The sequence below is a fragment of the Runella sp. genome (assembly GCF_965279615.1).
Lineage (GTDB): Bacteria > Bacteroidota > Bacteroidia > Cytophagales > Spirosomataceae > Runella.
This window is the reverse complement of sequence record NZ_OZ257252.1, coordinates 856,306-868,329: the sequence shown is the minus strand read 5'-3', so window position 1 is coordinate 868,329 and position 12,024 is coordinate 856,306. Positions and strand designations below refer to the sequence as shown.

Here is a 12,024-nt window from a genome sequence, read left to right as displayed (position 1 = left end):
TCAAATACTGACGGGAGGTTTGCCTATGAAATTGTTGTTGATCGAGGATGAGCCGTTGCTGATGGATGAAATGGAGGCCTATTTGACCGAGCAAGGATATCGTTGCGAGAAAGCAATGTCTTTTGAAGCGGCAGAAGACAAGATCGCATTGTATGAGTATGATGTTATCATTCTGGACATTACGTTGCCCGGAGGTAATGGGCTTACTTTATTACAAATGCTCAAAAAACAACACAGCGAAGCCGGTGTATTGATCGTTTCGGCCAAAGATTCGTTGAACGATAAGTTGATCGGACTTAACCTTGGAGCCGACGATTATATGACCAAACCTTTCCATTTGGAAGAATTGAACGCACGAGTCAATGCGCTGGTAAGACGGAAATCGTTTAAAGGGAATGCACAAATCATTGTAGATGACCTTATTATTGACCCTGTGGCAAAAACCGTTTTTTACCGGGAAACGCTCGTGAATTTTACGAAAAAAGAATATGAATTGCTGCTCTATTTCATTGTCAACAGAAATCGGGTAGTCAGCAGGCAATCCATTGCGGAGCACCTGTGGGGAGACCATTATGACATTGCCGATAATTTCGATACCGTTTATGTGCATACGATGAATCTTCGCAAAAAAATTGCGGTACATACGGGAATTGATTATATCAAAACAGTCTATGGGATGGGCTATAAATTTACGTCAGCGTGAAACTTCTTTATAAAACCACGCAAAACTTTTTGCTGGCGATGGCCATCATTTTATCCATTGCGGGCATTGCTTTGTACCTTTTGTTGAGGCAGGAAGTAACGGCAGAGATCAAAGAACAGCTTGAATTACAGGCCGATCTGGTCGCTGACCAAGTGGCTCAGGGTAAAACCGTCAATTTTCCGCTTACGACGGTCTCGGAAGTTACCGCCGATTTTCCTTCCGGCAAGCGTTTGGGGGATACACTGATCTACGACCGATTACAGCATGAAAACGAAGGTTATTATTATCTCACACTTGTCAAAAAAGTCAACAAACGTACTTATCAAATTACGGTCATGACCTCTTACATTGGTTGGGAAAGGTACTATAAGACCATTTTTATCTCTTTTGCCGGAGTGGCATTATGGATGGCTTTTTTCGGGGTGTTGATCAATTATTACTCCAACCAAAAGATCTGGCGGCCTTTTTTTCTGAATTTGGAAAACCTGAAGCAATTCTCGGTGCGTTCGGCCCAACCGCTGCAATGGCATGATTCTACGATCACCGAATTTAAAGAATTACATTACTCACTCAAAGACCTCACCGAACGCAGTCGCCGCGAATACCTGGCGCTTCGGGAATTTACCGAAAATGCATCCCACGAGATTCAAACGCCTTTGGGAATTATCCAATCCAAATTGGATCGAATGAGTCAACTGGAGGTCAGTGAAGAAATGGCGCGTTATATTGTGCAGGCCAAATCAGGGGTAGAACGGCTGAGCAAAATGAACCGTAACTTATTGCTTTTGGCCAAATTGGATAATCAAGTGTATTCTGAGAAGCAATTGGTACGGGTGGATGAGTTGCTGAAGCAGCATTTGGAGCAAATGGAAGAGTTATTCTCGGTCCGAAATAGTATCCTTTCCACAGAATTGCATCCGGTCAGCGTAAGATCAGATCGGAATTTATGTGATATCTTACTTTCTAATTTGCTTTCAAATGCCCTGCGCTATTCACCTTCTTACAGCGAAGTGGAAATTGTTTTGAACGAAAAACGCCTGATGATCAGCAATCCCGGTTTTGCGTTGGATTTTCCCTCCGAACATTTATTTGATCGTTTTACCAAAAGTCTCAATCATACCGGAGGCACCGGATTGGGATTGGCTATTGTTCATCAGATTTGTTTGTTAAATGGCTGGGCCGTTTCCCACCATTTTCATAACGGGATTCATCATTTTTCAATTGATTTTAACTGACCGGCAATCATGTGGACATACTACGCACTTTTGGCGGCTTTTTTTGCCGCTCTTACGGCCATTCTGGCCAAAATAGGAATTAGTGGTGTCAGTGGAAATGTGGCAACCGCTATTCGAACAGTCGTCATTTTGGGGATTGCCTGGGGGATAGTCATTGCCGGTGGTGAGTATAAACAGATAAGCGGTATTTCAAAAAAGAGCTTATTATTTGTCGTTCTTTCGGGGGTCACAACCGGGTTGTCATGGTTGTTTTATTTTAAAGCCCTGGAAACAGGACCGGTGGCTAAAGTGGCAGTGATCGACAAGTCAAGTTTAGCACTTACGTTGATTCTGGCATTTATAGTGTTGCGAGAACCGGTTAGTTTGAAAGTGGTGATCGGCTGTATTTTTATTATTACAGGAACACTTATTGTAATGAAGTAAATAAGGCTGATTTTTTGGAACCTGACTGAGCGATATTATTTTTCGTTTTCACAAAGAGGATTTTCAAAATACAGGTCTAAAGATGCCGAAATTACTGATTAAAGTGATATTATGGCTTATACAATAGCTTAAACCTATTTCTTAGTATCAAGCCTAAGCTCTTCCTTAACAATCACCTTCACAGTACCTGATCTGCTGAACACATTTCAACGAAAGACTGCATAGCATGAAGCTGATATTGTGCAAATTGATATAAAAACAGACATTCCAAGTAGGCCTACTTGGAATGTCTGTAAGTTTAGCCTTACTTTCCGTGTTTTGGACGTTTTCCCATCGGGCCTTCAGGGTGTGAAGGAGGAGTGGTTTCCTGTTTAAAAGTACCATCTGCATTGAATTGCAGTACTTTGCGTGAGGCCTTTACCTCAGCCTCAGTACCTGTGGTTTTCTCAATGATCAAAAAATACTCGCCGGTGTCATTTCTTCCTGCCGCTTTAACCGTATAGTCAGCATAATGGGAAGCGGCATAGCCGGTAATGGCGGAAGGCAATGCCGATACTTCCACTTTGGTCAATTTAGCGCCTTTAGGATATTTTTCAAGTGCTTTGCTAAATGTTCCGTCAGCGTTGAAGATCAATCCTTTGTGGGTACCATCGGCCAACTTAAGTCCAACGACAATTTGACCGGCAGTGTCTTTTCCCGCAAATTGAATTTCCGCACCTGCGTAGTTGGTGTTGATGTAAGCGGTAATGGCGGCCGGCAAATCTGCCGCCGTAATTTCGACCAATTTGCCTTTACATTTTTGTTTGGTAATTGTATCAGTTGTAGCGGCCGACCGTGCCGCAGATAGCTGAACCAATTCGGTCAGATCATCCTGTGCAGCATTGATATTTTCGCGATTACAACTTGCAAAAAACAATCCAACCAGTGCAAAAACAAGAAACAGGGACTTTTTCATCGTTTATTTAAATAAATTTAAATTGAAGAATAACATAGTTCAAAGACCATTACGTCGGAAAATGGAAACGCGTGGCAGAAATGTTATTATTAATTACAAACGTTTGCAATCCAGATCTATAAAAAACCATTATACGTTGAATTGGCTTCAATAATTCAGTGATTTTTCGGTAGGAATATCAACTGTATTCAGTAGGCCGAGACGACATTATGCAATTCTGAATTGCCTGTTGAATTTTGTAAGTCCGAGCTTCAGATGCCCGTTTATTTCCTGACCCATATTGTTGTAAAAGATTGGCATTGATTCCGGCCCGTACGGCAATGGCAGGTATTTTCAGTACGGATGGACGAAATCGGGGCTTTGCCGTTCCTGCTTCCGGAATATTGTCTATCACAGGTATTAGAATGCTTCGCCTGTAAACAAATAAATGTTGGGGCCATCTTCTGAAAATCCGACATCTAACCTAAGATAAATATCCCGTCTTGGAAAGAGCAGATAACGCAACCCTATGCCGCCGGAGGTACGGATGTGTTTAGTTGCAAATTCACTGATCTTGGGTGCCACTACAGCGGCACCCAAGAATGCAACCGCTCCAAACCGCTTGCTGAAACCAAAGGGCAGCCAGCGATGTTCAACCTGAGCCGCAATCATACTTTTATCTCTGTAACGCCCTGAATAATACCCCCGCATGATCATTTCTCCACCCATAAGCGCCAGTTGGTTGAAAGGACTGTTGCCACTATAAAAATTACCATAAACCTGCCAGGCAAGGACATTACGTTGATTGGTCGGATGATAGGAGCGCACATCAAGATTGATGCCATGAAATGTATACTCACTGCCAATGCCCGGATGGTATTTCAGAAAAGATATTTCACCGAAAAAGCCTTTTCTTACATTCAATACATTGTGCCGATTATCAAAAACCACTGCTGCTCCGAGGCCTACATTAATTGTTCCGTCTGTGCCTAACGGTTTTTCGTAAAGATGGCCCTCGGGCTGTTCAAACGATGTATTATACAATTGTTGATAATCGAGTTCAGGGCCGATAAAAAAATTAGGAATGATCTTTCGTAAGACCCTTTGTCGGAACAAAAGATAATTTGCATCAATCAATGCAGGCTCTTTTCCGGGAGTTTCGGGGCCAATGCCATAATAGAGAAGCGGAAATTTCTGGAAACGCGTTCGACCCAGAAAAAACCAATTGTCACGATCTCCATAAATGGCGTTATCTATCCACAGACCATACTGCCCTTTCACTGTTACAAAGCCAAAAGCCTGCACTTCACTTAACCGGTTAAGCGTATCGTTTTTTGCCTGAAAAAGTACCAGTGATGACAAACCAAACTCAAAACCGGTCTCAGGCGCGTATGCCAACGTAGGGTAAAACCTAAAACTGGGTTTTCCGGGCGCAGTGGTATCTGAAATTGTTTTCTGTATAAAACGCTTAACCCAACCATCCTGCCCAATAACCGGCACAGTCAAAGCAAAAAAGCATATAAAAAACAGCAGAAGTAATCTCTGTAAAATCGGCATGGCATCAATAGTAAAGCATATATACGAAAACTGCTCCATGATTGGCATTTCTCAGCGCCCTTTTTAATTAATCAAGACCGTAAATAGGTGTCTCATTTCTTTTTTTGTACATAGTGCTTGCTTCGTACGAAAAATTTCCTACCTTTGATGTGTGATTATATAACACCAAAATGGAACCTACAAAATCAGAATTGGAAATCCTGCAACTACTTTGGCAATATGGGCCGTCAACTGTCCGATTTGTTAATGATAAACTGAACGAAGAAAAGCGAGCTGTTCAATACTCGTCTACGCTGAAACTCATGCAGATCATGTTTGAAAAAGGAATTGTGACAAGGGATGAAAGCAGTATGAAACATATTTACGGTCCGGCGATAGAAGAAAACAAACTGAAAAAGCAGCTTTTAAACCGATTCGTGGATACGATGTATAAAGGCTCGGCCTCCAGTCTGGTCATGCAACTTTTCGGCAATAAGGATACTTCTCAGCAGGAACTGGATGAAATACGGGATTTTCTCAAAAAGCTGGATCAATAGGACTTTATACTTCTACTATACTATCAGCCATGAACTTCAACTTTGTCGAACAACCGTTTTTTCAGAAGATTTTACAGGCAATATGCCTGACACTGATCCACTCATTATGGCAAGGCGCAATACTGGCCTTATTGGCAGGATTGGTACTGATATTGAGCAAAAGGAGTAAGCCTGCATGGCGATATAATCTGCTCTCGGGGCTATTGTTTGTCTTTGTAACAGCGAATATTCTTACTTTTTTCATTCAGTTCAGTTTATCTCTTCCCAAAAGTAAAAACGTATCGAACGCTTTAATGAGCATTTCGAACTATGATTCCGGAAATGTAGCTAACCCAACTACGCAAATCACACATTACCTGAGTCGACAGCATTTATTTGAAATGATCATTGCCTTTTGCAGTAACCATTCTGTCCTTATTGTCACGATCTGGTTTCTTGTGTTTTGTTTTAAATCAGCTCAGGCCACCGCCGGCTTTATCTACATTCAGCGAATAAGGCATTCAAAAACGCATGAACCTTCCGGCTATTGGAAAGACCGTTTGCAGATACTTTCCCGAAAACTGGGCATTAACGAGGCTGTACTGTTCTTTGAATCGGAAATTATATCGGTTCCGGCAGTAATTGGGTTTCTGAAACCGGTCATTTTGATACCCATTGGTTTTTTGACAAGTCTTCCTTCCAACCAGATTGAAGCGATCCTGTTGCATGAACTGGCGCATATCAAACGAAGGGATTACCTGATGAATTTACTTCAAACCTTTGGCGAAGCTGTTTATTTCTTTAATCCCGCCGTAGTATGGATCTCGGGGTTGATCCGAGAGGAGCGAGAACATTGCTGCGATGATCTGGCTATTTCCATTCTGGCCAATAAGACGTCTTTTATCAATGCGTTGGTTTCCTTTCAGGAATATAAACTTGCCCAAGCCCGTTTGGAAATGACTTTTGCCGCCGGACAAAATCACCTTCTGAACCGAATAAAAAGGATTATTAATAACAACAATAAATCACTGAACGCCATGGAAAAATTATTTGTAACAGCCGGTCTGATCACCGTAACCTTGTTCTCGGTCGCTTTTTCACCTTCAACTCCTGAAAAAAAGCCCAAATCCTTTCCTACTCCTAAAAGAATGATTGCCACTCAGGCCACTCCAAAAACGCCACCGGCTCCGATTGCAGCCCCATTACCGACTGCCGTACCCGCTATCGAAAATGACACCATTCCGGGTTCCGGAAATACGAAGATTAAATCGGGAGTCAGTACGATTCATGTTACAAGGAATAATAAGCGGTATGAAATGGTTGAAACCAACGGCAAGGTTACTGAACTGATCATCGACGGCGTATCTATTCCGGAAGAGCAGCGAGGACAGTACAAAACTGAAATTGAGAGTATCATCAAAGAGGTTGAGGAATCCCGCGAACAGGCCGAGGTCATGCGAAAAGAGGCCGAAAAAATGCGTAAACAGGCCGATGAGATGCGTGAACAGGCTGAAGTAATGCGGGTTGATGCCGAGAAATTCAGGGCTGATAACGAAAAAATGAGGAAGGAGGCGGATGAAATGCGCAAACAGGCCGAGGTGATGCGAGTAGACGCCGAGAAATCAAGAGCTAACAACGAAGTAATGAGAAAGGAAGCCGATGAAATGCGTAAACAGGCCGAGGTGATGCGGGTAGAGGCGACAAAATCAAGGGATAACGCCGAAGTGATGCGCAAAGAAGCCGAAGTAATGCGTAAAGAGGCCGAAGTAATGCGAGTAGAAGCGGAGAAGTCAAGGATAGCTTTCCAAAAAAAGCAGGACAATCTGATCAATGATCTGATCACAGAAGGCGTAATAAAAGACCGGGATAATCTTTCGTATAAGCTTAATGCAGAAGAATTGATTGTTAACGGAGTGAAGCAACCCGCTGCAGTACATCAGAAGTTAAGATCAAAATACCTGGAAAACTCAAGCGCAGAATTTACCCGTAATTTTAATGGAAGAAGCGGCTATAGCATTAAAAAGTGAAACCACTATTGTACATTTTATGGCAGGTTGTGAGGGTTTGACGACATTCCAAGGTTAATCAGTCAAATAAAAGTTTTGGGGGCTTATATGGAAAAGTATTGCTTTTAGGTTCGTTTGGTCGGTCGGGTTGTGAGCAACCCTCCTCACAGAGAGACTGTTGTGGTGCGGAGGGTTGCTCACAACCCGACCGGACGATACCGGAGAACGACCGACTCTTTCGAATACCTTTTGCAGGAATTTGGGCTGGAAATTAACAACTGCTTATTTTCCCATCCACTCTTTAAAAACGGTTACTTTGTCAACGCTTACAAATACCTCTTGGCGGGGTGGGGGAACCACTTCCACTTTGAGCTTGCTGCCCGAATAAGTATAGACGGATTTGATAGCCGATGCACTGACCAAAAACGACCGATTGACCCGAAAAAACCGGTCAGGATCGACCAGTTGCCCCAATCGGTCCAAACTATAGTCTATCGACACGGGAATACCGGTATGAGGGGCTACATAGGTTGCTTTATCTTCAAAAAAGAAATAAGCGATCTCCTCGGTTCGGATACTTCGAAGTTTAGGACCAATACTTACCATAAACCGATTGCGGTAAACGGGTTGATCCGGTTTTTGCATGAACCGGTGCAGTACGGTGGTATCAATTAAAGCGGTTGTCGGGGTTTGTCGAACTAATTTGAACTTGTTAATGGCGGTAGCCAATTCTTCCGCTTCGATGGGTTTTAATAAATAATCAATGCTGTTTGCCTTGAAAGCCTGTAAGGCGTACTGATCAAAAGCGGTAGTAAAGATAATGGGAATGGTGAGATTCAGCTCTTTAATGATGCTGAACCCCAGATCATCCTCTAAGTGAATATCCAAAAAAATTAAGTCAGGCTGAATTGGTTGCAGAGACCTAAACCATTGTATCGACTTGCTGACCGATGGCAATTGAGCCAACACCCGAATTTGGGGGTCATATTCATGCAGAAGCAACTCCAGACCCTGAGCCGACAGCGGTTCATCTTCAATAATGAGTACGTTCATTCGAGTAAAGGAATTTTTACCTGAAATACATTCGCCTGATCCTCAATTATTACCGGAAGATCGGTCAGTAATTGGTAGCGTTTGATGATATTTTTTAAGCCTAATCCGGTTGATTCTTCGGTTTTGGGGCGGAGTCGAATTTTATTGGTAACGATCAAATAGCCCTGTTCTTTTTCGATGGTGACCAGCAGCGGTACTTCAATCGACATTTGGTTATGTTTTACCGCATTTTCAATCAACAACTGCAATGTCAACGGGGCAATGCTGTATTGATCGACTTGGTTCTCAGGAATAGTTGTAACGACTTGGAATTTATCGCCAAAACGAATGTGCAGCAAAAACGTATAAGATTTCATAAAATCCAGTTCTTCCCGGAGTTTGACACATTGGGCGTCGTGTTGCTCTAAAACATAACGATACGATTTCGCCAACTGCCCCACAAACTGAATGGAAAGCTTGGGATTTACCGCAATGAGTGAAGAGAGAATACTGAAGCTATTGAACAAAAAATGCGGATTTACCTGATTTTTTAAAGCAACAAATTGAGCCTGAGCAGCTTCCTGCTTCATCTGTTCTGCCTTGACGCGTATATCTTCCAACTGCCGGTAACCTCTGCGGTTTGCCGCTAAGTAAAAAGCCGCTAACATCGCCATGATGGTCAGACCATTATCAAATTTTTGGTGTTTAGCTTTGTCTGTAACTCGTTCAGGTCGGCTAACGTTAGCCGGTTCAGGAACATATCTTAAATGTTGGATTGATTCCAACTTAGACATTCCCGCCCACAAGCGATAGAAGCCCATATTAAATAAAATAGCCAGTCCGCCTGCCATGAGTAAGGTAGCCAATTGTGCGGGTAGATCGAATTTAATGAGAAAGCCTTTATGGAACAGCTTGAAAATTCGCCGTTGAAACCAATCGGTTACGGTAAGCCACAAGCCGAAAAAAAGAATCGTAACGACAATTTCCATGATCCAAAAAGGCCATATCCTGCCAATAAGGGCCAAAGAAAACCGGTCGACGGATACATACACTCGAATGGGCCAGTAAATAGCAAAAATGGTCGCTGCCAATTGCCAACGCTGCTGATTGGTTAGGTTATCGCCGGCCTTTTCTGCCATTGCTGATGCATGTTTGTGGTTAGTACGCTGCTGCCGTCCGAAAAATAGTCATTTCATACGGTTGAAAAAACCGGCTGAGAAACATTCTCAAGGTGGCTAAATTCGTAAGCAGTTATTTGCGTTGAAAAAAAAAGAGTACAAATGGCGGGTTTATAAGGTTGGAGCAAGGGTTTTACGGATTAAAACCAAACTTTGGTTCTTTTACTGAAACGAGTAAAGAGGCAGACAGAGGAAGATTTTGTGAAAATCTAAAGCTTGTTCAAAGAGAATTAAACAGTTCCAACCGCCAAAAAGGGAGTTCCAACTCCCAAATCCTGACAATTGACCTTATTGATTTGAGGTTCCTGTGGTTCTTCCGCAATTTTGACTAAAAATAGTTAAGGAGTCATAATTGGCATGAACGGGTATTGAAGGATTGTTCCAAAGCGAACAAAAAATAGAGAAGATATAGAAAACTTTTAAATAAAAACTGATAGTGTTTACATCGCTTTTCCTTTGGAGAAGCGATGTTTTTTTATGAATGCACGGTGTGGTAAAGTAGTAAGCGATCAATTCGGCAATAAAATTCGGTTTTTCCTGAATCCGCTCTATCATCCATCCCAACGCCAATACCATCATAATGACGGCCCCGATTTGATTGGCGACGCTGACATAAATTATAAGAATACTACAGGTTTGTTTCGACAACTGTTTTCATAATAATACTGAATACAGAAAAGGTTGTTTCTGGTAATAGGCCTCCGTTGGTGAAAAACGGGTGCATTCAAGCTAATTCCATTCGTACTTCTTTAAATTTAGTAGGCATTTCAGCGGTCAAAATAGTCATTTCACCGGCCAATAAGTTGATTTCACGGTTGTCAAGCTGCCAATATCGTTCAAAAACGCATTTTATGCGTTAGTTTTGTAACAGATTATTAAAGTGTTAATTCAATCACTCACGTGGTTATTTAATAATATTTTAAGTAGGGTAAAGTATATCGTAAGGCCTCCTCTTAATGAGAGGAGGCCTTATTTTTAGTAAGAATCAGTACTCATTTTTATACGACGCTCTTTAGCTGACACCGCCTTTACTCTGTGAAGGCGGTGTTTTTGTGATAAATTTAAGTACTTTCGATAGGTATTTTTAAAAAGCGCAGGACTTTGCAGAATAGTTCGGTAAGCCATAAAAAGTCTGTTTAAGCTATTTTATCCACCCATGAAAAGTGTGCCTAAACTATTCTATTCACTTATTCTGCTATTGGTGCTGCACAGTTGCGTGCAACCTTATGCTCCCCCGGAAATCACCAATGCCGGAAGTTACCTTGTGGTGGACGGTTTTTTGAATGTTAACCCTTTGGCTGCCAGTCAGATCAAGTTGAGTCGCACTCAGAATGTAAATGGGAAAGAATCTCCCGAAGCAGTGCGAGGGGCTGCGGTCAGCGTGGAAGGCGACAAAGGCAGTAACTTTAACTTTACCGAAGCACAACCCGGAGTGTATACATTGGGAAAGATAGCCTATTCGGAGAATGAAAATTTCCGGCTGCATATTAAGACAAAAGACGGAAAAGAGTACCTTTCTCTCTATGTGCCCGCTATGCAAACGCCTCCCATTGAGAGTGTTACCTATCGAATAAGCCCGGACAGGAAAGGAGCACAGATCAATGTCAATACAACTGACCCATTGAACAAAACTCATTTTTACCGGTGGAATTTTGAAGAAACCTGGGAGTATCAAATGCCATTATTCTCAGGCTTTGAAGTAATAGGTAAGCAAATTAAACCGCGTACCGAAGACGTCAATACCTGTTGGGCTACTCGAAAATCGAGTCAGATCACGGTTGCTTCTTCCGTTAAACTCAGTAAAGATGTTATCCGGGATGTTCCGATTACTTACGTGCCGGTACTTGGTGACAGGTTGCGGATCAAATACAGCATTCTGGTCAGGCAGTACGGCGTTTCACAAAAAGAATTTGAATACTGGAACGCCCTATCCAGAACAAACGAAGTGACCGGCGGGCTATTTGATTCTCAGCCCTCACAGGTAACGGGCAATATGTCCTGTGTCAGTGATCCGAATGAAATGGTTTTTGGTTTTTTCAGTGCATCTTCCGTTGAAGAAAAAAGGCTTTTTATTACGGAGAAATTGGGTGGGCGTACGCTCTTGGATGTATCCTGCGAGCCTATTGATACGTTGCCTGATGTGGAAGCGATCAGAATGTTTGAAACCGCATCTCATTTGATCCTGCTTGAATTTCCTATCCCCGGACAGATAAAGCCCTGGTACATCACCGGCAGTCCGGGCTGCAGTGATTGCCGAGAATTGGGAGGGACGAACAAAAGACCAAGTTTCTGGAAATAGTGTCTTATTGGGTCATAATGCCAAAAAATACAGTCGACGAATAAAATTCTTTATTCCTGCTAACCTTTCTGCAAGCACAGTCTTTATTAAATTCAGGCGGAAAAAGCACTGGCAAGGTGATTTCTCCGCCTGAAGTAAGAGA

12 protein-coding genes are annotated in these 12,024 nt (G+C 42.4%); 8 read left to right on the top strand and 4 right to left on the bottom strand.

The window, feature by feature from the left end; translation table 11 throughout:
* The first annotated feature begins 25 nt into the window (after positions 1–25).
* Genes ACQY73_RS03815 through ACQY73_RS03805 form a run of 3 tightly spaced genes read left to right on the top strand, consistent with a single transcriptional unit; the run spans position 26 to position 2,361 of the window.
* Positions 26–703, top strand: coding sequence for a response regulator transcription factor (locus tag ACQY73_RS03815; RefSeq protein WP_428661690.1), 678 nt, complete (start codon positions 26–28; stop codon positions 701–703).
* A complete protein-coding gene (locus ACQY73_RS03810; RefSeq protein ID WP_428661687.1) occupies positions 700–1,938 on the top strand; it encodes a sensor histidine kinase in 1,239 nt (412 codons plus the stop codon). The genes ACQY73_RS03815 and ACQY73_RS03810 overlap by 4 nt, the downstream gene beginning before the upstream one ends.
* Before the next feature lie 9 nt (positions 1,939–1,947).
* Positions 1,948–2,361 (top strand): EamA family transporter, encoded by a 414-nt coding sequence (locus ACQY73_RS03805; RefSeq protein ID WP_428661684.1) that lies wholly within the window; start codon positions 1,948–1,950, stop codon positions 2,359–2,361.
* A 304-nt stretch (positions 2,362–2,665) separates the two neighbouring features.
* On the opposite strand, the gene ACQY73_RS03800 is transcribed toward ACQY73_RS03805, so the two are convergent.
* A complete protein-coding gene (locus tag ACQY73_RS03800) occupies positions 2,666–3,316 on the bottom strand; it encodes a hypothetical protein (protein ID WP_428661681.1) in 651 nt (216 codons plus the stop codon).
* A gap of 293 nt (positions 3,317–3,609) precedes the next feature.
* Here ACQY73_RS03800 and ACQY73_RS03795 point away from each other — a divergent pair, with 293 nt between their 5' ends.
* Positions 3,610–3,735 (top strand): hypothetical protein, encoded by a 126-nt coding sequence (locus ACQY73_RS03795; protein ID WP_428661679.1) that lies wholly within the window; start codon positions 3,610–3,612, stop codon positions 3,733–3,735.
* Here the strand turns inward: ACQY73_RS03795 and ACQY73_RS03790 are convergent.
* On the bottom strand, positions 3,716–4,891 hold the full coding sequence (locus ACQY73_RS03790) for a BamA/TamA family outer membrane protein (protein ID WP_428661676.1): 1,176 nt from the start codon (positions 4,889–4,891) through the stop codon (positions 3,716–3,718). The two genes, ACQY73_RS03795 and ACQY73_RS03790, sit on opposite strands and share 20 nt — an antisense overlap.
* A gap of 131 nt (positions 4,892–5,022) precedes the next feature.
* Here ACQY73_RS03790 and ACQY73_RS03785 point away from each other — a divergent pair, with 131 nt between their 5' ends.
* Positions 5,023–5,388: a BlaI/MecI/CopY family transcriptional regulator gene (locus tag ACQY73_RS03785; protein ID WP_428661674.1), complete on the top strand. Its 366-nt coding sequence runs from the start codon at positions 5,023–5,025 to the stop codon at positions 5,386–5,388.
* A gap of 29 nt (positions 5,389–5,417) precedes the next feature.
* On the top strand, positions 5,418–7,394 hold the full coding sequence (locus ACQY73_RS03780) for a M56 family metallopeptidase (protein ID WP_428661671.1): 1,977 nt from the start codon (positions 5,418–5,420) through the stop codon (positions 7,392–7,394).
* A gap of 261 nt (positions 7,395–7,655) precedes the next feature.
* On the opposite strand, the gene ACQY73_RS03775 is transcribed toward ACQY73_RS03780, so the two are convergent.
* Both ACQY73_RS03775 and ACQY73_RS03770 read right to left on the bottom strand, forming a co-directional pair.
* A complete protein-coding gene (locus ACQY73_RS03775; protein ID WP_428661668.1) occupies positions 7,656–8,426 on the bottom strand; it encodes a LytR/AlgR family response regulator transcription factor in 771 nt (256 codons plus the stop codon).
* Positions 8,423–9,544, bottom strand: a complete 1,122-nt coding sequence (locus ACQY73_RS03770) for a sensor histidine kinase (RefSeq protein ID WP_428661665.1) — start codon at positions 9,542–9,544, stop codon at positions 8,423–8,425. Before ACQY73_RS03770 ends, ACQY73_RS03775 begins: the two co-directional genes overlap by 4 nt.
* Positions 9,545–10,060: 516 nt before the next feature.
* Here ACQY73_RS03770 and ACQY73_RS03765 point away from each other — a divergent pair.
* Both ACQY73_RS03765 and ACQY73_RS03760 read left to right on the top strand, forming a co-directional pair.
* Positions 10,061–10,243: a hypothetical protein gene (locus ACQY73_RS03765; RefSeq protein WP_428661662.1), complete on the top strand. Its 183-nt coding sequence runs from the start codon at positions 10,061–10,063 to the stop codon at positions 10,241–10,243.
* Positions 10,244–10,748: 505 nt separating this feature from the next.
* A complete protein-coding gene (locus ACQY73_RS03760; protein ID WP_428661659.1) occupies positions 10,749–11,882 on the top strand; it encodes a DUF4249 domain-containing protein in 1,134 nt (377 codons plus the stop codon).
* The last annotated feature ends 142 nt before the right edge of the window (positions 11,883–12,024 follow it).

Excerpts from the sequence above, each read along its gene's own strand:
- ACQY73_RS03815 (WP_428661690.1), top strand. The coding sequence starts at position 26 with ATGAAATTGTTGTTGATCGAGGATGAGCCGTTGCTGATGGATGAAATG.
- ACQY73_RS03805 (WP_428661684.1), top strand. The coding sequence starts at position 1,948 with ATGTGGACATACTACGCACTTTTGGCGGCTTTTTTTGCCGCTCTTACG.
- ACQY73_RS03800 (WP_428661681.1), bottom strand. The coding sequence starts at position 3,316 with ATGAAAAAGTCCCTGTTTCTTGTTTTTGCACTGGTTGGATTGTTTTTT.
- ACQY73_RS03790 (WP_428661676.1), bottom strand. The coding sequence starts at position 4,891 with ATGGAGCAGTTTTCGTATATATGCTTTACTATTGATGCCATGCCGATT.
- ACQY73_RS03785 (WP_428661674.1), top strand. The coding sequence starts at position 5,023 with ATGGAACCTACAAAATCAGAATTGGAAATCCTGCAACTACTTTGGCAA.
- ACQY73_RS03780 (WP_428661671.1), top strand. The coding sequence starts at position 5,418 with ATGAACTTCAACTTTGTCGAACAACCGTTTTTTCAGAAGATTTTACAG.
- ACQY73_RS03775 (WP_428661668.1), bottom strand. The coding sequence starts at position 8,426 with ATGAACGTACTCATTATTGAAGATGAACCGCTGTCGGCTCAGGGTCTG.
- ACQY73_RS03770 (WP_428661665.1), bottom strand. The coding sequence starts at position 9,544 with ATGGCAGAAAAGGCCGGCGATAACCTAACCAATCAGCAGCGTTGGCAA.
- ACQY73_RS03765 (WP_428661662.1), top strand. The coding sequence starts at position 10,061 with ATGAATGCACGGTGTGGTAAAGTAGTAAGCGATCAATTCGGCAATAAA.